Consider the following 26,230-nt stretch of genomic DNA (forward strand, 5'->3'; position numbering starts at 1 on the left):
AAGATAGTTAAAAAAGCCACACATTGTCAACTCATAGCGTATTTTCCGGACAAAGCCCTCCCTCTGCAATTGGTTTATTCCATTAACTCCAAGACCTCATCTTTCGTTGGAAGCGAAGATATAGCCCCTTTTCCGGTAGTGGCCAGGGCCCCGCTCGCATTCGCAAAAGCGAGCAGTTCCTGGTGATGTTCATTAAAAAGGGCTTCCAGATTGCTTGGCACTGCATCCCGTTTCAGCAATTGGTACAAGAAAGCCCCAGTGAACGCATCTCCCGCTCCCGTTGTGTCTTCGACTTTCACTGAATATCCTGGTGACGGATACTTTTCGTTTTGTACGTAAAGATCCGCACCTTTTGCGCCTTTCGTTAATACCACTGCCAATACATCCCCTGTGAACAAAGAGGCAACAGCTAAGGACTCGTTCGCTATGCCGGTGATGAATTCCAGTTCGTCGTCGGAAACTTTAATGATATGCGCCTTCGGAATAAATTCCTGTATGGCTTCCCGGCACTGCTTGGGGTTATCCCAAAGCGGCAGGCGCACATTGGGGTCAAAACTGATGATCGCGCCATTCCTCTTGGCGGCAGTGATCGCGTTATAATGGGCTTTTTTCATTGGGCTTTCGACTAAATCGACCGAACCAAAATGCAGCACATCCCCTTGCCCGAACCAATCTTCATTCACTTCTGAAGCTTCAAGAAGCAAATCGGCAGAAGGATTCCGGTAAAACGAAAAATCCCGTTCCCCGTCTTCCCGCAGCGAAACGAAAGCAAGTCCGGTATTCGCTTCTTTCGTCCGTAGAATCTTATCGATTCTGACACCCGCCTCGGCAAGCCGTTCCAACAGAAAATCACCAAAGGCATCTTGTCCCACTTTGGTGATCATTGAAGCCGTGCCGCCAAACTTCGCGACCGCCGCTGCCACATTGGCCGGTGCCCCTCCAGGCACTCGTGTGAAAGACTCCACATCTTTTAAGGCGATGCCTTTTTGATGGGGAATAAAATCGATTAGTACTTCGCCAATCGAGAACAAGTTTCCCATTCGGCATCTCTCCTTTTTCTTGCTTTCATTCATCAATAGTCCCATTTGACCGCTTTAAACGCAGCGGAGCCGCCTGTCGCAAAAAACCTGATTTCCTGGCTTCTAATGTCTGGGAAGATACGGGCGGTAAACACTTCTTCACCATCGTTCACGAAAATCTCAGCGGATGATGAATCGACAAACAACTGAAACTTGTACACATCCCCATCAATTCGGCATTTGCGCTCGGTGCCATGCTTGCTGCCGATCACTTTGCCCGATGATGCGCGATCCATTATGACTTTCCCTTGGGCGGCATCAAATTTGATCACCGTTTTTTCTTCCCCACTCGCACGGAATTCGATGCCATATTCCAAGGCATCTCCTCGTTTAAACTCACAGATCAGCTCATACGTGACCCCTGAGAATCCTTCCACCATTTTTGTTTCATCCAGAAGCTCACCTTGTGCTTCGGCTTTATCCTTACGCAGTGACTCCAGTTCCGGAATCGGCGTTTGGATGATTTTCCCGTTCCGGAGCGATAATTCCCGGAGGATGGTCAAACAATTCGCCCATCCATTAATATCGGTCGGATACTCGATTTCCGGCAAGCCCATCCAAGCGACCATAAGCCGTCTGCCGCTCGGATCCTTCATCGTATGCGGAGCATAAAAGTCAAACCCACGGTCGAGTTCGACGAAATCCCCGTGAATCAATTGCCGCTGCTCTAAATCAATTTTCTCGCCCAGTACATAACCGGCCTGGTAAATATTCTGATAAAGATCCCCCTGCGGCTCCAGTCCTTGTGGCGAAAAAACCAGGATGCCTCGGTCTTCCATCTCAAAATAATCCGGGCATTCCCACATAAAGCCGAAATTATCCAAGTTGGTGGCCAGTTCGCCTTCAAACTTCCATTCCAATAAATCGGATGAACTCAATAAACAAACGGCCCCTGTTTCATCGGTTCGTTGAGCGCCTATGACCGCATAGTATCGCTCTTCTACTTTCCATAATTTCGGATCGCGGAAATGCTCGGTATATCCATCTGGCACTTTATCAAGAACGGATTTTTTCGATTTGATGATATTTCCCTCATCATCCATCAGCGCGATGCACAGGTAAGGATGTCTCACAAGATTCTCATCCCGCGTATTGCCGGTGTATAACAAGTATAATTTCCCGTCATGTTCAACCGCACTTCCCGAATAAGCCCCGTGGCTATCAAAATACTCGTCCGGCTTGATCGCGATGCCGACATTCTGCCAGTTTACAAGGTCTGTCGATTTGGTATGATACCAATACTTCAAACCATGAAACGGCCCCAGCGGATGCCATTGATAATACAAATGAAACTCACCATTGTAAAAACAGAAGCCGTTCGGATCATTGAGAAGCCCAGAAACCGGTTGGATATGAAAGGTTTGCCGCCACGTACAGCTATTGACCCTCAAAATCAAATTATCGATATCTTCTTGACTAATCTGATCGAGCCGAATGTAACTCTTCCCCCGCGGTAACTCCATCTTTGTCATTTCTCTCATTCTCCTTTTGGTAAAAGCAGAATTTTATATTGACGGATGACCTGAAAAATTCTCTTGCAGCAGCCTCCTCTCCATAATCGAAATCCTTGAATGGCATCAGTTCATCCAATAACGATGAAAGCGCTTTCTTAAATTAATTGTACTATTTTTAGGATATGTTATCAATTTTACGAATAATATAAGTCAGATTTTTCTGTTAATTTATGATAGAAATGTGTCTACCGTTATGGGTAACTTACTTAACATTTAGAGTTGCGCCTTGCCTTTTATTTTTAAAGAATTCCATAATGTAAATATTAATAAGCGCATTGATCGGAACAAAAAATATTAGCGTTACTATCCCCAACGAATCAAATAAGCCTTCGGTTTGTTTATGAAACGTTTGAACGTCCCATTTGTAGAGACATGCTGAAGCTATGGACAGTACAAGTGCATTTACTGAAAAAGCAACCAAAATCCGCGTCCCTTTGTTTGCTTTTGTTTTCATGATCCTGTGACATACCAGAGCAGAAGTAAGTAAAGAGAATAGAATGACCGCTAGAAACACTGGATGCAAAGATATCCCTCCTAAACTGATTTTTGTTAGAAACCGAATGTCATTCACTTCTCTGTAAACTGCATTCACCATTAACAATTTTTTGAGTTATTGTCTACGGAATACTATAACTACTATGCAATCTAGCTGTTATATTTAATTCATAATGAAATGAAATGAGGAGAAAAGGATGCACCCGACCACAGCCATTGAAATGGTCCTTATTCTAGTCGTAACTGGGTTACTGACTGTAGTAGCCCTTTTTTTAAGGAAATCATTAAAAGTACTTATTTTAACAACAGCAGGTTTTATTTTAGTCAGCTCCATGATTTTTTATTCCTTACGCCCTCTTATAGTCGAGAGTCAAACCAATAATGCCATTCAGCAATTAGATGCTCACTTAACTACTACATTTAAAGACGACTCTTGGGAAATTTCTCATACAGATGACCATGAAATTAAGAAAGTTAAATTTTTGCATGTCATTTTTGATAACGAACCAACAGTAGTCTATAAATATCAAATTACTGAATCAACTATAAAACAAGTAAGATTCTGGGGTGCTGAAACTGGGGATAATGCTGAAATTCTATTCGGCAAAGGGATAGCTCCTCAACATATTGAACAAAAATAGCAACAAAGAGTCGAATTCAACCTAACTGTTTTCATGTCTCCTTCACTCCCTGTATTCTGTTGAACTACACTTCGGGAGATTTTGATTCTTTCATGCTCGAAATGCCGATAACCGGAATGATAATCAGTGCAGCTAATTGAATCCAAGTAAGAACCCAATTATCTCCCCATGAAGTAAGTAGGTAGATTGAACAAAAAAATATAATGATTAAAGGATTATACTTTTCTACAAATTTTATATAGGACTTAAACAATTTGAACAACTCCCCGTTGACATAGTTTATAGCAAACTTGATGAGGGCATCGAAGACAACTTTCATTTAAATTTCCGAATTTATTCACTGCTATAAAACTCCCTTTACTTATTGTCACTCAATATTTCCATGCTGATCTTTTTATTTCCTATAGCCCATCCTACGGGCACAAAGATTAACAAGCTGCCACCCCACATACTCGCGGCTACCCACATCATCAATGAAAAGTCGATCGCTATGCTGCCAGAATCAATCAGTGAAACGATAACAGAAAACACCAACCCGCATAGCGCACCGAAGACAAGGCCAATCAAAAGATAGAAAGAGATTTGTGAGACAATAATTTTGACGATTCCTATCGGCCTAACGCCGATTGTCCGGAGTACTGCAAACTCTTTTCGTTTCGACAGAATATTATTCACAAGGGTGTTCAAGACACCTGCCATAACAGAAACGATAAGTATGATTAGCACCAAAATGAAGATGGCCCAGCGCTGCACGAACATGTCTGAAGCTTCTTCGATTGATGCAGCATGCGTATTGACCATGAGTTCTGGATACATACTGGCCAAGGTTTCAAGAGAATCGATGGCCGCTGATTCGTCATATGTATTCACGTAGGCTTTATCAAAGTTAGTTGAAGAAGTATTTAACGCCTTCGCTTGCCAATCAAAAAGTACTTCTCCATCATCAATTGCATCTGAAACAGCACTTACTACCATAGTCACCACATATTCAGCGCCTTGCTTTTCATCCGAGTAGATACCAAGTTTTAAGGAGTCGCCGACTTGTAAATTGTGCTTTTCAGCAAACAAAGGGGATATGATTGCTGCTGATGCTAGATCCTCTTTTCCAATTTCCGGTATAATATTTGCACTCTCTAGCGCCTTTAAATCACCCAGCGTATAGTCAAAAGACATCGTCCCGTCATCAACGAGCAACTCTGCTCCGCCAAAAGTGCTGACAGTAGCGACTTGCGCGCCTTGGACTTCGGTACGTACTTCTTCACTAAGTTTAACCGGATTGATTTCAGATTGATGAATCCGGCTAGTAATAACCAAAGAAGTGGGAAATTGTTCATTGATATAGTCTGTATTATTCTGCTTAACTGTACTCAGCATTACTGAACCGAAAACAGCGATAATCATGACCACACTAATTGAAAGAATCACGAAGCTATTCTTTTTGACGTGTGGCTTTAAATTCTGGAGCGCAATTAATAGATTGCGGGATGGCAGCTTCCCAGATACTGGTATTAGCACATTCAATAACTTAGTCAGCCACATGGGCAATACTAAGAAAAGACTAGCTAATAGCAAAAAACCACCAACTAAAATCAATATCGCCCTCGCGTTTTCTTCTACAGCAAGAATAACGCCAAATAGCAGCGATACAAGGGATGAAATCCATAAGAACTTGATTGCTGTCTTGCGCATTCCAGTGTGTTTAAAATCTAGCTCCTCATTTTCCTGGAGCATCCTCAATGGCAAAATTTTTGAAGATTTGAGAACTGGAATATAGAGGAACAATTGAATCACCAGACTCGCTATGGCCAATACAGGAATCGCTACTTCCCAGGCAAATGGCATTTGAGTCAATGCAACGGAAAACCACTTCCCTAAAATTGGTTGCAGGAATTGATCCGCTGCATAAGCAATCGCCAACCCAAGCAATGCGCCAGCAGCTGTAATCATCGTGCTTTGAATACGGATAATGTTAGACAGCTGCTCAGTTTTCGCACCAAGCGCCCGCATAATCGCAAACTGGTTTTTATTTTTATAGATAAACAAGTCAAAATTGGAAATGACCATGATAGCCGTAACGATCAACACGAGCATTGAAAGGATGCCAATAAATAAGGTCAGGGAATTCAAGTTATTTTTTGCTGTTTCATCCTCTTCAATAATGTCCACTCGTAATTCCGGCTGAATTTTTTTAACTTCATTGGCCATTGCAGTTAAGTCGGTTTCTTCTGCGGTTTTAACCATTAAAGCTGTTGTTTCGTTTTTAAGGAATGGCGCTGCATCCTTGTGAAACAGCTTCGCTCTCTCCAACGCGAAAATCACCATATCAGGTGCAATCCCTGTTCCTTCAGCGTTCTTCAAAATTTCACTAATTTCAAATGAATCGTTTTCAATTTCGATTTGATCGCCGACTGAAAGCTTGAGAGACCCTGCCAGATTTTCTGTAATGGCGACTGTGTCTTCTGTTAAATCTACGCTTGTTTTATACCTGCTTTTTGCAATTGGATCGTTCTCGATTCCTAGAGTGTAAACATCTCCGCCTAGCGGCTCTACATATGTTTGGGTAACCAGCGCTTGCGAAACAGCAACTGTCGAAGGATGGTCTGATATCAGTTGCACTAATTCCTGCTCATCCTCTACGGGATTGTTATCGCTATAAACAAGGGCCATATCCATATCCCCATACATCTTTCGCAGATCATCTTGCAGGGTTTGTTTCGCATTTACGGTAAATAGCGCCATTGTCAGTACAAGAGAGACGGCTATGGCAATGCTCATAACCGAAGTGAAGACTAGAAACTTGTTTTCTCTAAATAACCGGAACGCCAATTGATTGAGTGATTTCATATAGCCGAACCTTTTAAAATATCCTGGGATATTTCCATGATGTGTTCAAGATCCTGTTCACCGATACATTCGTACTCATTGATGATGGCGCCATCGTGGAAAAACAAGACACGATCTGCATAGGTAGCGACTTTTGGGTCATGCGTTACCACAAGTATGCTTTGCTTAAGTTCGTCCTTCATGGAGGTCAATACCTCTAAAATCTCTTTGGATGTATTGGCATCTAAATTCCCCGTCAATTCATCTGCCAAAAGTATCGGTGGTTCACCGATAAGAGCCCGGCCAATAGCAATGCGCTGTTGCTGCCCACCCGACAATTGGACCGGACGATGTGCTTTCCACTTTGTTAACCCCATCCGTTCCACCATACTGGCCGTTTTTCTCTCAATGGATTCTTTTGATTCGTTTTTTAAGAGCAATGGCAATGAAATATTCTCTTCCACCGTTAAGTCTTTTAACAAGTTATAGGCTTGGAAGATAAATCCGATATTTCCCCGTCGGTAGTCCGTCGCCTTCGGTTCAGAAAAGAAACCTTCCGAATCTATTCCATTCAATCGAATTTTACCGCTGGTCGGTTCATCCAATGCGCCAATGACATTGAGTAAGGTGCTTTTTCCAGATCCACTGGTCCCCATAATTGCGACAAATTCCCCAGCATACAAACTGAACGAAACATTTTTTAATGCTTCAACTTCGAATCCCCTACCGCTGTATTTCTTAACTAGATTATTAACTTCCAAAGTTATTTTTCTCATTAAAGTCAGTAGCCTCATTTTTATATGCGATTTTTTATAATTCTATAAGGTCAGGTGTATTCACGTTAAATATAAAACCCAGTCGAAAAGATGACCAAGAAGTTTATTACTATATTTAGAATTCCAACCATATAAATACAATATCACAAAACAAAATATTTTCTGTAAGTATGACGAAGAATAATGACGTCTTATTTTAATTTTCAATCTACTTATAATTTAAGGCTTCTTGCGAATTTGCACGTAAAGCAGTAAATAAATAAATTCTAGATTCTGTCCCTTTTCTTCTCTTAACATCAAATAGCTAAACTGATGTGTTATTTTTGGTATTTCCGTTTGTCAATATAAGCTAGACAACTCTACTCCATTCAGGTGACTCATAAATGCCTCCAAGGGCGTGCGATAAGCCAGCGACTTTCTGGGGATGTTATTCCGTTTGTCGGCTACTGTCGAAATGAACGGTTGATCCACCTGATTAAAGTCCATTTCCTTTGCCAATCCGTCTTTTCGAAGAAGCCCATTGGAGTTTTCATTTAACGCGCGCTGGGAAGGCGTGCCGGGGTCTGCAAAATAAATCGAGACGTCATGCCGGTTGCACAGCGGCTTCCAATTGGAGAATTCCTTCCCACAATCAAACGTGATGGACTTGAACAGATTTCTTGGGATCCCTTGAAACCACTGGTTCAACGCGGTTTCAATATCGTATGCCTTGCGTCCTGCAGGCTTCAAGGCGATGATGACTTTCGTCAGCCGTTCGACGAGCGTGATCACCGCACTTTTGTGGCGGGCACCCACAATGGTGTCGCCTTCGATATGCCCGAACTCTCTTTGGAACGAAGGATAATCGGCTTCCCGTTCGGAAATATGCCGTTTGAATGCCTGCTTTCCGCGGCGTTCCTGGTGGCCATTAGGTTTCCGTTTCCCTTTCATAGGCAGTGTTGCGACATCAAAGACCTGATTTTTGAACATGCGGTAAAGTGTTCGTACAGAACAATCGATTGTCGTTTCTGCACGGCCGACAATGACATCCGGCGTCCAGCCTTGAGCCACTTTGTCTTGAATATAAGTGAGTTGTTTCTGCGGCAAGACTACCTTTCGTCGTCCGCAGCGCTTTTTGTTTTTCTTGTACTGTGTGTAAAAGTCGAGGGCTGTATGCCCTAATTTCAGAAAGTTGATGACATTGTAGATCGGCTGTCTGGAACGCTTCAGGCGTGCAGCGATGATTGTCACGCGCGTGTTTTGGTGGAAATAAGCTTCTATCATCACCAGTTCGTCCGTGGTAAGATGGGTGTAGGTCATTCGTGGTCACTCCTATGTTTTTCTTTGGTCGGAAAATACATTGTGAGTGTACCACGAATGGCTTTTTCAGTTGTCTAGCTTAATTTTACAATCGGCGTATTCAAAAAAGAGCAAAGGCAAACAGGTTAAACTTTGCTCATCTTAGATTGTTTAGTGTTCCGCTGCTCAAATGCTATCTAACATCACTTAAGCTCTACCTCAAAGGCTTCCGCGTTTAACACCTCGTGATAGTCAGTTTTTTCTTCCCCTTCTTTTCCAGAAATGGCGAAAGGCGTTACCTTCAATGTGGAGACATCTTCTGCCAACGCTTCAAATCGGAAATAGGCATCCTTTCCTAAAGTACGCTCTTCTTGTGATTCATAGACCTTACCCGTCCCGTCTTCGACTAACATTCGGACATCAAACTCATAGTCCAAGTCATTATTGCTGTATAAATGGTATTTCAAGGTGCTGGAGACAGGTGACAAAACTAATTCTTCCACTAAGACATGCTGTCCATTTTCCAATGAAAACTGTTGGTTGATGGGGATAGTCTTGCTTACTGCAAGCAACGCTTCGCCTGAGGCCCTAAATTCAAAAGTCCATTCCTCTTTGTCCCACATACTTGGAACTATCCCTTCATAAATGATTTTGATATCCAGTGATTTGCCAAGTTCCAGCGCTTGGACATCCATAGAGCTGAATAAGGAATAAGTGGAATCTCCCAATTGCAGCACATCGCCACCACCATTCCCAGAAACCTCCTCCTCATTGATTAATATGGTCGGGAATGGATTGACCTTCTCTAACTTAATGTTTTCGGAATTCGTCTCAAAAGTGCTATTGATCAATAAACGTCCCTCATCGATGATTACTTCATTTAAGGTAATAGTGCCCTGTTCATTTTCGATTGATTGTCCGAGAATCGTCTTGTAACTTTCCAATTTTTGGCCTTCTTCCATATCCAAATAATGTTCCAATAAAGGACCAAGAATCGGCATTTTCGCCAGTGCAGTGGGCTGCATTCCAATGCCCAATGAAACTATGATTAAGGCTGCGGCTGAAATAGCCCATAATCTTGAACGGCTTTTTGTTGTTCGCTTTTGTATCTTCTTTTTTATTCGCTTTTTCATTCTCTTTTTTTCGAAGCTAGTTAATTCTGGAATATCGTATTCCATCGTATCCACGTCAACTTCATTCAACATTTGATAAACGTCTTTCATTTCAACACCTCATTTCCGTGTTATTGATCTCCGAAAATTCGTTTCAACCCTTTTAATTTTCTTCTCCCTCGCGATAATCTGTTATGGATGACCGACTTATTCACACTTAGTTCGTTTGCAAGACTAGTGGTATCTTTTCCGTCGATATAATAATCAATAAATAGCTGTCGATCTTCTGCTGTCAGCTGTTCTAATAGGGCTTCTGTTTCCAAACTCAATTCCGTTTTCATAACCAGCTGTCTCTCATCCACTTGATTCGTCTCCAATTCATAATCTCTAGGCTGCTGTTTTTCAGCCAACTTTATGTACCTTCTCTTATAATCAATCGCTTTATACTTGGAAATAGCAGCTAACCAATTCTTCAAAGAGTTGGTTTTTTCATTAAAAGAATCAATATGATCCCAAACAGCTAATAGAATGTCATCTATACATTCGTCATGAACATGGCTGAATCGATACAAATGATGTGTGACGATGCTTTTAATTAATCCACCGTATTGATCAATCACGAATCGTAAAGCATCTTCATTTTTTCGTTTTAGTTCCTGCACAAGGTTTTCATGTGTGATTTTCATTCAATTTAATAACTCCTTCCAAAGGCCTTACCTATTAATTCGTTTGCCAAATCTAAAAGCTATCCAAACGAAAGTGAAATATCGAATCGTAATGAATTATTTTTGCCCATACGAAAACCCTACTTCAGGAAAGAAGTAGAGTTCTAAGGTCTTTTTCGCGCCTATTCTTGCAAGCTTTCGTTTTCTAAAAAGTAATTCTGTAAGGCCTTCATTATTTCGCCCCGCAATTTTTCATTTAAGTTATGCAAACTCTTATTGTATCTATAATCAGCAACACTATTATTGTAAAATCGGATTTACCGAAAACTCGACGATTGGGAATTCCTTATTTTCCAAGCCTTCATAACAATTCATGATAGCTTTTTCTTCTCTCGTCAACTTGGTCGTTGAGTGTTGTATGTTTTGAATAGCTGTATCATCCTGCAGATAAATTCCATACCAGTTTCCCTGATCCGCATCTTCCAATTCAACGGATACTGCCCTATATTCTTCTTTTAGCAAAGCAAAGGAATTTGCAATTGATTTCTTCGCCGCTTCTTCTCCAGAGCCTTCTGTCGTCAGTTTCACGACAATTAGGCTCTTATTAGCGCCTTCAAATCTTTCCGTTTCAATAAAATGAGGGATGTTGTTTTCGTCCACTTCCATTTCGTCGTAGACTGAATTATTGCAGGCGGAAAGGAGCAACACAGCTATAAATAAAACAGCAGTTAAGCTCTTCTTGTTAATGAGCATCTATTCTCCCTCGTTTCTTCTGTCTATGGCACTTATCCTGCACAAAACCTTCCACTTGAATTATGGGTACAGGTCGATTTTGCCGACAAGGCATCTATTAATATCATCCCTAAAAAATAAGAACGAATCCTTTTACTATCTTTTTCACCACTTACGTGTTACCTTTAGGAAGAGTTATTTTTGTTCGGTTTCAGATTGAGAATACATTTTGTTTTTCGTCTAAGGTATTTGAGCAAGGATAGTAACAAATTGTGTGGAGATCCACACTAGGAGGCAACAATTATGGAACAAGGTACAGTGAAATGGTTTAATGCAGAAAAAGGTTTTGGTTTTATCGAGCGTGAAGCAGGGGATGACGTATTCGTACATTTCTCAGCTATCCAAAGCGACGGTTTCAAATCTTTAGACGAAGGTCAAACTGTAACATTTGATATCGAAGAAGGACAACGTGGCCTACAAGCTACAAACGTTACAAAAGCTTAATAATAGCTTGAAAAGAGACCCTATATTGTATAGGGTCTCTTTTTTTGTCCTTAAAAACTATCAGAGGGAATCAATTCAAATGCTGCTTCGTCGAGAGCGTAAAATACTGAATCCCATCATAGCTATCACCACAACGGAAAGTATTAGGCCGGCAAAAGTATTCACAGAAATTTGAAAAAACATACCCAACACAAGATTGGTTAGCGCTACAACAAACAGCGACCAAAATAATCGCCCATTTCTTTTCATATAAAAAGTGATAACTCCACCCGCCAGAGACAGCACGAGAATCCCCCATATAATTGGATGCCAGATATAAATCCCCCACTTCTTATAGTGATACACAGAATGGCTTAACACTCTTTTCTTTAGCAATCTCTCCAAATATTTAAGTTAAGAGAGAACCAAAAATTAATACCATGGCAATAACTACTGTGTTAATGACAGTAATAACAAAAGCACCTATAGAAACAAAATTGCGCTTAATTTTGTTTACAAGAAACAGGATTGAAAAAATCAACGTGATGGCTGCTCCAAATAAAATGAGATAGATCAGCAAACCGGCTATAACTTCTGAAGAAGCAATTGCAATAGGATCTAGGAATATCATTAGCAAAGAAACGAGTATACTTAAAATAAGGTAGATAGTGTTTACAGTATTTTTTATCTCAATTCCCCCTCAAATTTAGAAGCTTCGTTGTTATCTATATTATACATTTCTTCCAATTAAAAACCACGTCTACTTTGAACATGAAAAATAATTCTAGGAAATTGTTCTGTTGTGAATTTTGAAGCCTGAGAAATCCGGTGAAACTCCCTTTACCAGTCTCTCCGTTCTTTTGTAATATCTTTCTCAGTCTCAAGACCGAGTGGTTGTGCTTCATCTATGATGAAATTGTATAATTTTTCTCGTTAGAAGTGTCTCAATGAAAAAATCGTATTTTCATTGAGACACATTTATAGAAATTAACGACCAATATTAGAGCGCAATTTGAATAGGGTAATTTCAGGTGGGCAATTAATACGAAGTGGCAAGATACTGAATCCCACCCCTGGATTTATATACAGGTGGTTGCCTGTTGCCCCATAATCATCAATCCACCCATACATATAATCATCTTCTTTATCATTTATCAATGCCGTATAGGACCATCCAGGAGTGCCTGGGATTCGCATCTGACCTCCATGTGTATGGCCGGCTACCGAAACAGGCGCAGATTTAGCCGGCAAGGTGCCGAAAGTTTCCGGGTTATGCATCATGACAAGCCGCGCTGCTGAATCTGGTACTCCGGCAAAAGCGGCGGAAGAATCTGCAAGTTCTGGCCACTCTGCTCCCAATCCCACAATATAAAGAGATTCAGATAAAGCATTTCCTACTTCAACCCCATTATCAGTATGTGTAAGCGCCGCGGATTCATTATTTAGAACCGTTATCCCTACTTCTTGCAGTGCAGATTTCATTTTCTCTGCTAATTCTTCGTTAGGGTCCGCAGTTTGTGATGCCATGTCATAATCATGGTTACCTAGGACGGCAAAAACCGGAATATCCGAATCTGTCAACGGCTTGATCAACTCTTTTACCCTCTGGTGTTCTTTTTCATGATTGTCTACTGAATGGTAAATGTAATCACCTAGAAAGAGAACGGCACTAGGATTCAATTCCACCAACTTTTCCGCCATTTGTTCTACAATAGAATCATTATCTAGCCACATTCCTATCTGGAAATCACCGATGACAGCAATTTCTTCATTTTCCCAGGCCTTAGGTAAATTTGGAATAATGGCTTCTTCTTCTTTCAAATTAACAAAATAGGGTTCCACAAATCCCCAGACCAGCAAAGCTGCTATAACCGCTCCCAAAGTAAGCAACAAGCTTTTGACTACTGTCATAGACTTCATCTCCTATTGAATTTACCGTTCAGCTTTTTCTTACTTCCACGAAACCCTGAAGACAAAAAGTTCCGCACTGCACGGACAGGCTTTACATCGTAGTTGCTTTATCATAGGCTCTATCCAAGAGTCTGCAAACAAAGAATCAACCAAATAGCACCAGCGATAAATATGGGCAGAACATCCCTTGGGCAACTATAACTGCCTACCGCTGCGATGATGAAAAATAATCTTCTCCACTTATCCTTCGCTTCGCCCCCAAAAAATCCTATTAAAACTTTTAATTCATTGTCCAATAGCCCTCCAGCTAATTCTGCAAAAGCTACACAAAAAGACTGTATATTCCCAAACTGGTGAATAATAATACGAATAACCCAGCTTCTTTATACTCCCCCTCTAAATTTACCTCCGTTTTTTTCCAGTTAAATAGTTAACATTTTCTTTTTTTGTGAGAAACTAAACATCCCGCATCATTACTTTTACAAGTATCTGAGGCGGGATAAAATTTCTGTATTAAATTAATACACCATTTTTTTGTTAAATTCATTTCCCCCGAATAACTGAAGGGCTATCCATGCATCACTCTGTCAAACGGAGTCAACTGTTCGTTTCTTTTACTAATTGAATTGAAGGATCTACCCTTCTCTACTATTAAACTGCTCACGAGAATACAGCGAACTGTTTAACTTATTCGATGTCTTCCACTGGTCCAACTGTAGTTTCAAGATCTTCGAAATCGTTAAAATCAGCAACGCTCATTCCATGTTCGTCTTGTACATAAGAGTCAAATTCTGCGAATGTCCAGTCAAGTGGCGTAAGATAATTCATTTCTAGCTCTGCCAATTCAATATTTCCCAAATCCATCTCTTCAATTACTTCTTCTGCTGCTTCATCTGTTTCTTCTTCAATTTCATCTGCCTGCTCTTCATTAACATCAGTCTCTTCTTCTAATTCATCTGCTTGTTCTTCGTCAATATCCGTTTCTTCCTCTAACTCATCCGCTTGTTCTTCTGCTTCAAGAACTTCTTCCGGTTCAGCATTTTCTAAAGTCTCGTCTTCACCACAGGCGGCCAAAATACTTATCGACAGCACTCCTAGAGCACCTGTCTTGATCCATTTATTTTGTATCATAAAGTCTCCACCTTTCGAAAAATTCGACTTATTTAAAATAATACCCATTTGACAAAAAAATAAACAAGTGATATTTAAATTCATTAATTGAAATAGAACATCATTTTTTCAGTTGAAACTAGGAAGGATATTCAACTTTCCGAGGCTGTATACTCTTTTTCGTTACCGTCTGGATAAGTTACTTCAAGCTCAAGTGATTCGTAATCCTGATCTACGGAAAACACTTCCATAACTTGACTGATGACTTCCTCATCTGCCATATTAACGTCTAATTGAAGTTCCGACAACAAGGGTTTCATTTTATCAAAAGCATCATTTCCGGACAAAGTTTCATTTGCCATTTTATCTTCATATCCAGCTTCCACACGATCACGATCTTCTAAATAGACAACTTGTAAAGCATTATCTTGATCGGTATAGTCAACTTCCAATTCAAATTCCGTAAATCCAAAAACTTTCCCGCCGATATTCTCATCTTCGAGACCACCCCCTGGGTTGGCATCCACCGGCCCTTGATAATCGATAGCTTCTCTTGTAACTGGCTGTGTGACCTCTTCTTCGATACCGCAAGCTCCTAGAAAGATGATAGGGGAAAGTAAAAATCCAATGGCAATGGTTTTTTTTGCAATTGTCATATCTTTCATCCCTTTCATTTCTGTTCTTTTCACTCATATTCCCCAACTTTTTATTTTTAATCGTAAAAAAAAGTATTAAAACTAATATTTTTATCAATATATTATTTATTAAATCAAAAAAAAAACTTGTAATGTTTTTGTTTTTTTCAGCCGGGTAATCATATAGAAAGTGAAAAATTTATTAATATAGAAGAGAGGAGAGTTTACGGTGAAAAACTCGAAGTGGCCACTAAAACTAGGAATGAGCTTAACTTTATCCGTTGGTTTGCTTGGAGCCTGTGGCTTGCAAGAAGAACTTAACGAAGAAGAACTTGAACATGATATAGAAGAGGATGTAGTTGAACCGGTTGGAGAGTTAGAAGAAGAAATTGAAGAAGAAGGCGTGGAAGATGCTGTAGAAGACGAAGTGGAAGAAAATGAAGAGTAAAGACAGACAAAGAGCGCTAATGTACCATTCAATGAGCATACAAAAAATAGTGGCCCCTTAAAGTTAGAGCGTCAGTTTTGCAACTAACTTCAAGGGGCCACTATCATCTTTTTATTCATTCCGTACCAATCTAAGCCTGCAATAAGTAAATCAACGCTTATTATCTAAGTTCTCGCCGTTTCAAAAATGGTATTAGACTTAAGATATCAATAGTGGCCTTATACATAAGATAGCTTGAATGTGACCGAACTTAACTGTTTTGTCTTTGTGAAAATCAAATTCTAGCCATTGATTAAATTAATAATTTTCTGTTGAGCATCGTCAGCTTCCGGAACCGGCATCACCACAAACACATGATTCATCTTAGGATAGACAAAGGTTTGGATTTCAATTCCTTGCTTTGTTAATTTTTCGTCCAACTTCATTGCGTCCGGATAGATCAGTTCATGTGTGCCAATAAATTGAGTAATGTTGCCAAGTCCAGTTAAATCCCCATAAATTGGACTAATTAAGGGATCCTCTAAGCTTTTATCATCGGCCCAAATATTAGTAATCACGTCCATTCCCCCGGCCGATAACATCGGATCCTTTTTTTCGTATTTGGGGATAAGGGGATTATTAAGAGTTAAATCAACGGCTGGAGATAATAAAATGATATCCTTCGGTTGAGGCAAATCATCTATTTTCAACAGTTGTGCCAACCCAAGCGCGATATTCCCGCCGGCTGAATCTCCCATAATGGTTAATTGCCCAGTGCTCTCAACCGTCCGAAGCAGCTCTTTGTACAGGCTCAACAGTTTCGGATATGTATGCTTGTAATTAAAATGGGGCACTTTGGGATAAATAGGCGCGATGATCTTTGCATCCACTGATTGCGCAATTTTATCCATCAGCTTCCAGTGGAAAGACAAAGGCTGGTTCGTCCACGCGCCCCCGTGCAAATACAACACCACCTTCTGTTCCCGGGAATTCTGATCGTTTAAGGTAAACACCTGTATGTCTTCGTACATCTCTTCTTTCAATGAATTCGTAAAGCTCATATTTTCAATCACATACGGTTTGATATTTTCAGTCCCTCTTTGCTGAACGAACTTTGTGGTGTTTTCTACACTGGAAAACCCCTTCTTTGTACCTCGCAATATCAAGTATTTCTCGAGAATGCGACTGCTTACAGACCGTTTCCCGCCATAAGTTTGGACAACCATTTACTAACCCCTCTCCTAATGCCATGACAACTTGCTAATATGCTCTTCACTTTCTGTGTCCTGAATCTATAAATAATCAAGCTTGGTAAGTTATTCTACCTCTATCAAAAAAGCATAATTTCCATCTCCCTGATTCCAGTCAGCTATTACATGATATGCATATACGCCACTTTCATCAGGCGCTTTAATTCTTTCATTATTTATTTCAATAATTTTTGAATTGTTTTCATCAAGCCATTGCTCTAATCTTAGTTTTTCGGGTTGATACCCTATCGGAAATTCAATTTCAATTTCGTCATTTTTGGACACTATAGATGGAGTATGTGATTCTGTCATATCGATTGGAGAAGTATGAATGGTATCTACACACTGCGCAAGTAAAATGGCATCCCAGCAATATGATCCTTGAGTTGTAGGAACTTCTGTCTCTCCTACTGAAATTTTTGGAGTCGGCGGTTCTAAACGAAATGGTTTAAATATAACTATTGCTATAAATAGAATTCCAATCACCATAAACACCCAATATTTTTTCATATCTCTCATCCCCCTTTGCACAATAATAGACGGTGAAATTTTTATAAAGTAGCAGCATTCACTTTATCTTTAAACTTTCACTATCGACAAAAGGACTTTCAAGCAGTTGGAAGTCCTTTTGCTCTTTTTAATACTTTCATCGATGATACTTACATTTCTCCACCAAATAGAAAAGATAGGAAAAAAACATACAAAATGCCCAATGAAATAGATAGTAATGAAATATATTTAATGAACCCTTTTTCTTTTTTATTGAAAGCAATTATTCCCAGTACTACACCTGTTATATAAATAGCGAAACCCACGGGTATGGCGATCATCGACCACTTCCCAAAAGTTATATTGAGAGGTGGAAAAATCATGTATGCAACAAAGATCCCTATGATTACTAGAAAGAGCGAATACTTGCTGTATTTTCTATTCATTTTCATATCCTCATTCCGTCGGCAAAATAGCAAATATGCTTATTCTACGAATCTAAAAAGCTTTATCTTATCATATTGTTACATGGATACTTTCAAACATTTATGAAAGTATCCTTTCGAAAGCGCAAGAAAAAGAAGAAACGTATCGCTGAAGCCCTTCCAATAAGTCGTCATATATTAACTCAGAACATTTCTATTCATTATACTGTTTATTCTGTAATTTCATTTTCAGCATGTTCAATTAAATGATATAATTTCCATAAAAAAAGAAATTTATTGAATAAATATTATTTTATAATTCACTTCAGAGAGGAACTATCAAATGATTTCTAAAGCATTGAATTTGAAGAAATTCAGTTGTTTAACAGTCTTTACACTCTATCTTCTAGCGGGCTGTTCGACAGAAGAAGATAAGACAGAACAAAGTAAGACAGAACAAAAAGTCGAATCTACAGCGGAAAGCACACATACTGTAATCCACAATGAACAGACATTCACAGTGGAGAATTATGAAGAGGAAATGAGAACCTTCCTCATGGAAGCCCGAGAATCCCCACTTGAAAGAGAAGCATTGTATCGGGAAATCGTCCATAAAAGCTTGCGAAATAATAAAGTTGGTTACAGTCAGCTGGAATATTGGCTGTTTGCAGCTCCTACCAATTTAGGGAATTTTGAAAAATCGCTGGATAAGTTGAACGAACGCAAAAAAGAAATTGATCAAGCTGTGGAAGAAGCTTTGACGGATTCAGCTGGACTATTGCCAGGTGAGGGTAAAACTGTCCATATCCTTCCTGCATTGCCTGAAGAGACACTTGCAATGGAGGCCGTAAATTTTGTCACGGGAATTGTCTGGTCAAAGGAAGCGCTGTTCATCTTCATTGATCCACGTGCTCCTATTGATGTCATTAAACATACGGTCGCTCACGAATATCACCATACAATTTACATGGAGCTTGCTGAGGATTCTTCAGAGGACCTATTGGAGTACAGCATAATAGAAGGAAAGGCTGATTCATTTGCGAAGCTACTCTATCCGGATGTCGAGATACCCTGGACTGAACCAATGACTGAAGATGAGAAAGCCACTGTTCTTCCCCTATTCATGGACCATCGCAATTCAACGGATGGAGAGATCATAACTACTTTTCGCAACGGTGACTACGCACAAGGGATCCCCACCTGGTCTACGTATAAATTAGGTTATGAGTGGGTTCAAGATTATTTGGCTAAACACTCTGACTTATCCGTTCTTGAATGGACCAAGCTGAATCAAGAAGAATTTTTGCCAGTTAAAGAATAATTTATCAAACACCTATGCTAAATAGACTTCATAAAAGCAACTGCCATTTTAGTCTCTAACGAGTTATTTACAATTAGTCATAATTGAAAGACACAGTGATTTCTTCTATGCCCCGACGCACTGTCAAAACTACTAGCTAGCAGATAATCATTAAGGCAAGAAGAATCGCTAGAATTAGCTTCTTCTTGCTTTTTTCTTTCAACGGCTTCCGATAACCTCATGATACGTAAAACTTAAAACATTATGTGCAAGTGCTTTAAAAGTGAAAAAGATCGTTCTTTCATACAAATAAATTAGTTTACAGATCATATTTCATCTCGATTAGAAATTTAACTCTGTATTGATTCATCTTGTTCACTTTTTTTCTTATCAATAAGTGGGGTTAGCATTCCCCATAAAATTACAACAAACAACCCAAGAACTCTAACCCACAGAGAATCATTACTAATAAACACCGAATAGGAAATATATATTAACAACAACAGCCAAAAAATAAATACCCAAACTTTTTTATTCATAGAATTCCCCCTTCTTCAACTCAAAATTAATAACTTTTCTAATTTAACTTATTAAATTTTACATCTTATTTATCATTTATATCATACCAGTAATTCCCATTAAATAATTATCTCTCCGAAATACTGAATAGAATGTATTAAAAATTGCTATCTTCATTTTTCACACAATATGACTCGTCAGATTACCGTTAGTAAAAGTACACTACTGTAAAAAAAGAGGGAGAAACTTCAATTGAAGCTCCTTCTCTTGGCGGGTCTTAATGTGCAAAATATTCACTTCACAATTGCGTCTCTAAAACCTTATAGGACAGTTTCTTAAATGTATCATTTATTTTAGCGGATCCAATTTCGATTTGTCTTCTGATCAAGCCAATAAAGTTAAGAATCTGAATGTAACTTACTTAGCCTTATATCACATTCACATCTAATAAAAAATGGAACTTGACTGGAAAAATATTGGTATAATCATCTAAGATCGCTAATAGATAAAAAGAAGTGTGAAAACACTAAGAGAGAGGGAAATCGTGTTCAAGACATTGAAATCTAAGAAACTAGTAAAAACTCTATTATTTTTGGTGAGTTCATTAATTGGAATCTGGTTGTATGTAAGCTTTTTTATGAACTTATTGCCTCGTTTTTTCGGTAATATGGAAAATATCGAAAAAAACATTTTAGCCGTTTTAATTATTGTTATTACTACCTACATATTGCTGCTGATTTTACTTAGAATCGACAGCAAACAAGAAAGATATGTTCTTCTAGGTCTTTATTTATTGGTCTTAATTTTAGGGCTATTGCGCCTCGATCCACAGCACCGGTACGCCACTGGAGAAATCGGGTTAAATCCACTTGGTTTTATTTCAGATATATCGGGCGATGAGGCTTCTTTTTACGTAATGGCCATCAATCTATTGATTTTTGTCCCTTTTTATTTTTTGCTAGCATATGCCAACATTCTTAAAGGATTTTGGTCTAGGTTTCTCATTTTTGAACTATTTATTCTTTTAATTGAGTATCTACAGTTCCAATTTAATTTCGGCCTTTTTGATGTCTCGGATATTTTCCTGTACAACATTGGTTTTTTAGTGGGATACGTTATTTCTTTGCCTATTCTAAAATTTTTAAATAAGTAAAGATATAAAGACTGAATGCAACTTAATCCCCATTATATTACATTCATTAAACTAAATATGTTAGCGTTAAGAATATTATATGTAAGTCGAGAATGTTATTGGGGGTGCATCCTATCAGTGAGTCAATTTTTCGAATTATCCTACTAGTTGCTTTGTTTCTAATAGCAGGCGTAGGAATATTCATTGGATTCCAGTTAAAGGAAATTGTTGACGCTATTGCATTTTTAGCTGCCCGAGTGTAACTCTACATTTTTTTATTTAGTTATGGTTGTTCAATAAAATCAGGGAACATAGCTTAAAACGCCACTCCTAATTAAGGGATGGCGTTTTCTTTCAATTCTTTGTTTTGGGATTTTGAATGTAACTTAATTCACATTAAGTTACATTCACTTTCCAGTTTTATATTGTTTTAATGATCTAGCCCATTTTTAATCTCGTTTTCTAATTCTTCGAGTTCGAAATTCCAGTTATCTAAAGTATGCAAGAGAACTTCTCGAACTATCTTAGGATATCCATCGATCTGTCGATTCACTTCTCTTTGTAACTCCAACTTATCAGTTCTCAATTTTTCTATAGCTTCTTTCTTTTGTTCAAGAGTTAGATATTTATATATATTCCTCAATACTCTCATCCCTTAATATTTAGTCCATTCCACAAGAACTGAATGTAACTTAACTGCACTTGAATTCCATTTGGAGACATAAGATTCTGCCTCGTCGGTTTTCTCAACTAATCTGGAATTTTAGCGATGTCGAGGTTATAAATAACACCAGTACACATGAAATAATTGTTTAAAATTCCCAGATCCACTCTTTATCTTCCAAAATCTCACCTGTTTCAGCAACATAGGACACGATCAGCTGACCATGTTGCAAAATTTCTTCAATCGTTAAGTAAGAAATGAAATCAGTGAAACGTTCCTCATCGCCCTCCAGTCTTTTCCTCGGTATATCCAGTCGGACTGTGGGTTCGAGATTATAATTTTTGAAACTTCCAGGGTTGAGCGGATCGACGTTTAATGCAACTCCTATCTCATCGTCAATATATACATAAACTACAGCCGACTCTCCAAAAGCTTGGCGCACGTATGGGCTCATTTCCTCTTCAAGTTCATCTGACCATTTATCAGAAACATATGTATCCACCAACTGTTTTGTCTCAGCATCCCGATACACTAGGAATTCTGTATTGCTTCGGATCACTCGCACCTTAGCTGCGTACTCAAATTCGAAATTCCCCATATTGTCATATAACGTATCGTAGAGCTCAAAATCATCATTGAAGTTTGCTTCTAGGTATCGCCCTGCTTCTTGCCGTATCTTTTCTTCCCTATCAGGATCCGGTTTCATGCTTAGGATAAATAATATGACGAGCACTACCACACCTAGAAAAATAAAGCCTAAAATCCCTAGAATAATTTTCACGGTTTTTCTCAATTCAGACCCTCCTTGCTTTTACTTTCGAAATTTAGATTGTCGCCTTCGTTTGAAGTTCTTCATCTTTCTCTGTCATTTTTTTCACTTTAACATATATATCCAGTAGAAAGAATTTATACATTATAGTTACCAGCCCACTCTGTTCGTAAAATACAGTTTTTCAAACAAAGAAAGAGAAAAAGCGTTTAGCTTCTTCCCTTCCAGTAATCACGCAATATGTAAACTGAATTTTTTTCAAAATAAACTTATGAACACAAGATATTTTACGCTGCCCAACTACGTATTCATTGACCAGTTTCCAGTAAAGTTATTACAGTGTTTCACTACAGAAAAAAAACACCCCAAAGATTAGAGTATTACCTCTAAATTTTGGGGTGTGGTCATCAGGAAGACTTTCTTTTATTTAATTATTGTTTTCTAGTTTGACGGTATGTCAATCCACCAGCTGCTGCTAAGATCAGTGAACTTAGTGCAACCCACAAGATCATTGTATTGGATTGGCCGGACATGCCGCCGAATCCAGTTGATGGCATCTTGTCAGGAGCTGCTGTGTTCTCGAAGTTCTCTGGGAATTGGTCGACGATGGCGCCGCTCAATCCTTTCCCGATATCGAACATGATCGCATAGCCAGCACGGTAGGAGTCATATGACGCGGCATAGTCACCGTTCACATATTGTTGGAAAGTATCTACAACGGATTGTTCGTGTGCTTCCACACCGGCAATCGTTTCATCCAATGGCATACGGTCTTCTGTTGCTGTGTTCAAGAATGTACCAAGGTCTGTTGCGAATGTGCTCGTCAACGTCGAAACAGCTTGTTCTTTCGCTTGCTCATCTTCTGAAGCTGTCGCATTTGCCAAGTCACCTTGGACAGCGATGTGTTCGTTGTTCCATAGTTCGACAAACTGGTTGCTCGCTTCTTCACCGTAGACTGAAGCTAGCGCTGAACGGAACTCTTCTGTGTTTTGATCTTGTGCCCAGTTGACGAAATCGAAGTCAGCTGAACCGTTATAGCCTTTTGCCAGGCTCAATTGCGCAAGGGCAAAGTGCTCTGCTGCAATGCGGTTGACTGTCGAACGGAAATCGCCTGCTGGTGTGTTCGGATCAGAAAACTGATCCGGGAACTGAGCTGAAATCGCTCCACTGATGGCGCTGCCTGCACCGAAGATTTGTGTGAAACCTTCCATGTACATCGTATAAGAAGCTTCGTAATCGCCTTCTACATAAAGATCAAACGTATTTTGCACGTAATCTTCGTGTTCACGAAGTGCGGCTGTCGCACCGTCTTCTGGAAGGTTGCCTTCCGTTGCCGTGCCGAGGAATTCGCCCATCTCATCGACGAACGACTGAATTTGAGCTAATGCTTCTTCTTGCATCGCTGCGTCATCCGCTTTCACGGCCGCTGCGTAGTCATCTGTTCCCATATTGTGCTGATCGAAGATCTCAACGAAAGCCGCTCCGCCATCTTCCCCGTAAACAGAAGCGATGACCGGTTCCATGTCGGCTGCGTTCTCATCGAGTGCTGCCATGGCTTCTTCTGCTGCTTCGTCGCCATCATAAATTTTCATCATGGAATCCACTGCAAGCGCATAGTGCTCAGACAATAGCGAGTCCAACGTTGCGCGAAGTTCAACGCCTGTTGTTTCCGTCGGTGGTGCTTCTTCAGCTGCCAATACGGTTGAACCAATTCCCGGAACTAACAGGGATGCCCCTACTACTGGTAATAAAAGCTTTTTCATTTTCATCTAACCACTCCTCTTTTTTGTTTTCTTATAAGCTCAACGGTGCGGGTTTCATTTTAGATCACTTTTTTAAAAATTAATTTCTGGTAAAATGTTTAATTTAAAAAATCGTCACGTAAGATGTCTTTCTAGGGCTTCTTCTTTAAGACTTAAAGAAGAAAGATCAATCCTTAATCATTAGGTCCTAATTTTTGTTCAATAAAAATAGAGAAGAAACGGTTATACTCCCCGTTCCTTCTCTAGCAACGCATCAATCGTGATGATCTTCACTACTTATTTCTTACTATGTCAGTTTCTCAATACTCAATTCCATTAATGATGGTGACTGTCGTCTCCGTGATCATCCATATGTGTACTCTTCTGATTTTGTGCATTCTCTTTCGCATTTTCTATTTGTTCTTCTGTCACATCGCCCACTTGAAATTGGCGCTTCGGCATGACGTGCATCGCCCGTGCTGTTACATGGGTCTGGACTGAATAGACTCCTGTTATTTCAAAATTTTCATCAACCTGATAAATGCCTTCACCGATATGCTTGGCTTCCACTCGGCTGCTTTCCCCACCTTCACTATCATTCCATATTTCAAATAGCACTTCATCAGCCTCTTCGACCGGTTTTCCGCCTTGCGTCACTTCTACTTGCAGCTGATAGCTTTCGCCCGGCTTCATTTCCGCAGGCAGTTGGATGTCTGCTTCGACAACTTCAGGCACTTCTCCGGCACCGGATTCTCCTGCTGTACAGGCTGCCAAGAACAGCAGAACAGCAAATGGCACTAAATATTTGATATACTTCATCTGTTTTATCCTCCTCTTTCTTAACGAAGTGATGTTCCGTGAAACCAGCGATGAACTTTTGGAATCCGTCTAACCAGCAGCCAATCCACCAATAAGACGAATACAATCGACAGGCCAACCAACGGCATCAGAACACCACCGGCAAACATGATAACGAGCGCTATCCAAGTGGTTTTTTTACTCACAGGCTTTTTAGGGCTGCCCAATCCATCCGGTTTTCGCTTGCGCCACATCACAAATGAACTCACGACAATTAGGATGATGGCAAGACAGGTTAACAAGCCAAGCAATTGGTTGAACCATCCAAACAAACGCCCTTCGTGCAGGGCGATGCCCGCGGTTATAAATTTTGCCAACACTCCATAATCGTTGTATCGGACGTCTGACAAAATGGCCCCACTGTACTGATCCACGTGAAGCGTTGCGCTTTTCCAAGGCGCTGCGTGTGAAGTCGCGATGGTATATACACCTGCTTCCTCCACAGGGAGTGAAATCGTATACGGCTTTTCGATTTCTTCCATAGCAGTGATCATTGCCACATCATCCATTGAAATGCTCTGATATCCTCCTCCTGAAACCGGAACGACATCATTTTGAGAAGCCCACGGAACATCTTCCGCTACATCACCTGCCCGGACAGCCGATGCTGGTTTTTCCCCAAAGGAATGCGCATACTCTGGATATCCGGTGTTGGTCGAAACCGCCAACCGGTTGATTTGCTCACCCATTACCCCTGACCAGGGCAATCCTGTCGCGATTAAAATCAGGATCATGATTGAAAACCAAAACGCCGGAACGGCATGCATATCCCGCCAATATAATCGTCCTTTTGAACGGAATCGTGGAAGCAAGGTTCCCCATACGCTTTGTTGATTGCGCGGCCACCACAAGTACAGACCCGTTGCAAGCAGGATCAGGGTCCAGCAGGCAGCCAATTCCACCAGCCTGTTCGCAAATGTTCCCCCGACGATCAATTCACTGTGCAGTTTTTTAAACAGTTCGGTGAATTTTTCACTGGTAACCAGTTCCCCTTGAACGGTTCCAGTATAGGAATTTACATACACGGATTTTGCAATGGCGCCGTCCATGACCGTGACTTCTGCCGTCCGGTCTTCTTCTTCGTAGATTTTCAGCGCGGTCACTACTGCTGACGGATAACGGTCTTGTGCGGCTCCAATAATACTTGAAGAATCGAGAGTTTCCGTTCCGACTTCCTCTACCTGATACTGATCCTGATAAAGCGCGCCTTCAATTTGGGGTTTGAACAAATAAACTCCCCCACTGAATGCCAAAATGAGTAGAAATGGAGCTGCAAATAAGCCTGCATAGAAATGCCAGCGCCAAATCGTTTGATACCAAGATCTTGAATTACTTTTCTTTTTCTTATGTTCCACGAAGATTCTCCTCATCATTTGCTCGTTGGCTTTACTAAAGCACTGC

Annotated in this window: 24 protein-coding genes; 5 read left to right on the forward strand and 19 right to left on the reverse strand. The window is 40.0% G+C overall.

Annotated features, from left to right (window positions below; genetic code table 11):
• Positions 1-74 precede the first annotated feature (74 nt).
• The 3 genes from KTG14_RS07955 to KTG14_RS07965 all read right to left on the reverse strand — a co-directional run bounded on the left by KTG14_RS07955 (position 75) and on the right by KTG14_RS07965 (position 3,116).
• Positions 75-1,040: a carbohydrate kinase family protein gene (locus KTG14_RS07955; RefSeq protein ID WP_216970434.1), complete on the reverse strand. Its 966-nt coding sequence runs from the start codon at positions 1,038-1,040 to the stop codon at positions 75-77.
• A gap of 32 nt (positions 1,041-1,072) precedes the next feature.
• A complete protein-coding gene (locus KTG14_RS07960) occupies positions 1,073-2,542 on the reverse strand; it encodes a glycoside hydrolase family 32 protein (RefSeq protein ID WP_216970607.1) in 1,470 nt (489 codons plus the stop codon).
• Positions 2,543-2,795: 253 nt separating this feature from the next.
• Positions 2,796-3,116, reverse strand: a complete 321-nt coding sequence (locus tag KTG14_RS07965) for a hypothetical protein (RefSeq protein ID WP_216970435.1) — start codon at positions 3,114-3,116, stop codon at positions 2,796-2,798.
• 169 nt (positions 3,117-3,285) lie between these two features.
• Here KTG14_RS07965 and KTG14_RS07970 point away from each other — a divergent pair, with 169 nt between their 5' ends.
• Positions 3,286-3,729 (forward strand): hypothetical protein, encoded by a 444-nt coding sequence (locus KTG14_RS07970; protein ID WP_216970436.1) that lies wholly within the window; start codon positions 3,286-3,288, stop codon positions 3,727-3,729.
• A gap of 357 nt (positions 3,730-4,086) precedes the next feature.
• Here the strand turns inward: KTG14_RS07970 and KTG14_RS07975 are convergent, their stop codons facing one another.
• From KTG14_RS07975 to KTG14_RS08000, 6 genes are all read right to left on the reverse strand, one after another.
• Positions 4,087-6,573: an FtsX-like permease family protein gene (locus KTG14_RS07975; RefSeq protein ID WP_216970437.1), complete on the reverse strand. Its 2,487-nt coding sequence runs from the start codon at positions 6,571-6,573 to the stop codon at positions 4,087-4,089.
• On the reverse strand, positions 6,570-7,328 hold the full coding sequence (locus KTG14_RS07980) for an ABC transporter ATP-binding protein (RefSeq protein WP_216970438.1): 759 nt from the start codon (positions 7,326-7,328) through the stop codon (positions 6,570-6,572). The genes KTG14_RS07975 and KTG14_RS07980 overlap by 4 nt, the downstream gene beginning before the upstream one ends.
• Positions 7,329-7,667: 339 nt before the next feature.
• The gene (locus KTG14_RS07985; RefSeq protein ID WP_216970439.1) at positions 7,668-8,627 is read right to left on the reverse strand and encodes an IS30 family transposase; all 960 of its coding nucleotides are present in this window, start codon (positions 8,625-8,627) and stop codon (positions 7,668-7,670) included.
• A gap of 182 nt (positions 8,628-8,809) precedes the next feature.
• Entirely contained in the window at positions 8,810-9,829 is a 1,020-nt protein-coding gene (locus tag KTG14_RS07990) for a DUF4179 domain-containing protein (protein WP_216970440.1), read from the reverse strand.
• A 20-nt stretch (positions 9,830-9,849) separates the two neighbouring features.
• Positions 9,850-10,404 (reverse strand): sigma-70 family RNA polymerase sigma factor, encoded by a 555-nt coding sequence (locus KTG14_RS07995; protein ID WP_216970441.1) that lies wholly within the window; start codon positions 10,402-10,404, stop codon positions 9,850-9,852.
• Positions 10,405-10,683: 279 nt separating this feature from the next.
• A complete protein-coding gene (locus tag KTG14_RS08000) occupies positions 10,684-11,136 on the reverse strand; it encodes a hypothetical protein (RefSeq protein WP_216970442.1) in 453 nt (150 codons plus the stop codon).
• Between the two features lie 282 nt (positions 11,137-11,418).
• Between KTG14_RS08000 and KTG14_RS08005 the strand changes: the two genes are divergently transcribed.
• A complete protein-coding gene (locus KTG14_RS08005; RefSeq protein ID WP_058383049.1) occupies positions 11,419-11,619 on the forward strand; it encodes a cold-shock protein in 201 nt (66 codons plus the stop codon).
• 966 nt (positions 11,620-12,585) lie between these two features.
• Here the strand turns inward: KTG14_RS08005 and KTG14_RS08010 are convergent.
• The 3 genes from KTG14_RS08010 to KTG14_RS08020 form a co-directional block, all read right to left on the reverse strand.
• On the reverse strand, positions 12,586-13,509 hold the full coding sequence (locus KTG14_RS08010) for a metallophosphoesterase (protein WP_216970443.1): 924 nt from the start codon (positions 13,507-13,509) through the stop codon (positions 12,586-12,588).
• A gap of 687 nt (positions 13,510-14,196) precedes the next feature.
• A complete protein-coding gene (locus KTG14_RS08015) occupies positions 14,197-14,640 on the reverse strand; it encodes a hypothetical protein (protein ID WP_216970444.1) in 444 nt (147 codons plus the stop codon).
• 131 nt (positions 14,641-14,771) lie between these two features.
• Positions 14,772-15,308 (reverse strand): YusW family protein, encoded by a 537-nt coding sequence (locus KTG14_RS08020; RefSeq protein ID WP_308461963.1) that lies wholly within the window; start codon positions 15,306-15,308, stop codon positions 14,772-14,774.
• Between the two features lie 175 nt (positions 15,309-15,483).
• Here KTG14_RS08020 and KTG14_RS08025 point away from each other — a divergent pair, with 175 nt between their 5' ends.
• Complete coding sequence (locus KTG14_RS08025; protein ID WP_216970445.1) at positions 15,484-15,702, forward strand: hypothetical protein; 219 nt, start codon at positions 15,484-15,486, stop codon at positions 15,700-15,702.
• A gap of 281 nt (positions 15,703-15,983) precedes the next feature.
• On the opposite strand, the gene KTG14_RS08030 is transcribed toward KTG14_RS08025, so the two are convergent.
• Together KTG14_RS08030 and KTG14_RS08035 are read right to left on the reverse strand one after the other, a co-directional pair.
• A complete protein-coding gene (locus KTG14_RS08030) occupies positions 15,984-16,907 on the reverse strand; it encodes an alpha/beta hydrolase fold domain-containing protein (protein WP_216970446.1) in 924 nt (307 codons plus the stop codon).
• 90 nt (positions 16,908-16,997) lie between these two features.
• Positions 16,998-17,441: a hypothetical protein gene (locus KTG14_RS08035; RefSeq protein WP_216970447.1), complete on the reverse strand. Its 444-nt coding sequence runs from the start codon at positions 17,439-17,441 to the stop codon at positions 16,998-17,000.
• Positions 17,442-18,188: 747 nt separating this feature from the next.
• Between KTG14_RS08035 and KTG14_RS08040 the strand changes: the two genes are divergently transcribed.
• Entirely contained in the window at positions 18,189-19,166 is a 978-nt protein-coding gene (locus KTG14_RS08040) for a DUF2268 domain-containing putative Zn-dependent protease (protein ID WP_216970448.1), read from the forward strand.
• Positions 19,167-19,495: 329 nt separating this feature from the next.
• On the opposite strand, the gene KTG14_RS08045 is transcribed toward KTG14_RS08040, so the two are convergent.
• Positions 19,496-19,684: a hypothetical protein gene (locus KTG14_RS08045; protein WP_216970449.1), complete on the reverse strand. Its 189-nt coding sequence runs from the start codon at positions 19,682-19,684 to the stop codon at positions 19,496-19,498.
• 524 nt (positions 19,685-20,208) lie between these two features.
• On the opposite strand from KTG14_RS08045, the gene KTG14_RS08050 reads away from it, so the two are divergent.
• On the forward strand, positions 20,209-20,817 hold the full coding sequence (locus KTG14_RS08050) for a VanZ family protein (RefSeq protein WP_216970450.1): 609 nt from the start codon (positions 20,209-20,211) through the stop codon (positions 20,815-20,817).
• 791 nt (positions 20,818-21,608) lie between these two features.
• Here KTG14_RS08050 and KTG14_RS08055 read toward each other — a convergent pair.
• From KTG14_RS08055 to KTG14_RS08070, 4 genes are all read right to left on the reverse strand, one after another.
• Positions 21,609-22,253 (reverse strand): hypothetical protein, encoded by a 645-nt coding sequence (locus tag KTG14_RS08055; protein WP_216970451.1) that lies wholly within the window; start codon positions 22,251-22,253, stop codon positions 21,609-21,611.
• 407 nt (positions 22,254-22,660) lie between these two features.
• Entirely contained in the window at positions 22,661-23,998 is a 1,338-nt protein-coding gene (locus KTG14_RS08060) for a hypothetical protein (RefSeq protein ID WP_216970452.1), read from the reverse strand.
• A 309-nt stretch (positions 23,999-24,307) separates the two neighbouring features.
• Positions 24,308-24,790: a FixH family protein gene (locus KTG14_RS08065; protein WP_216970453.1), complete on the reverse strand. Its 483-nt coding sequence runs from the start codon at positions 24,788-24,790 to the stop codon at positions 24,308-24,310.
• A gap of 20 nt (positions 24,791-24,810) precedes the next feature.
• The gene (locus tag KTG14_RS08070; RefSeq protein ID WP_308461964.1) at positions 24,811-26,184 is read right to left on the reverse strand and encodes a PepSY-associated TM helix domain-containing protein; all 1,374 of its coding nucleotides are present in this window, start codon (positions 26,182-26,184) and stop codon (positions 24,811-24,813) included.
• Between the last annotated feature and the right edge of the window lie 46 nt (positions 26,185-26,230).

It is taken from the genome of Planococcus sp. CP5-4_YE (assembly GCF_019042655.1).
Lineage (GTDB): Bacteria > Bacillota > Bacilli > Bacillales_A > Planococcaceae > Planococcus.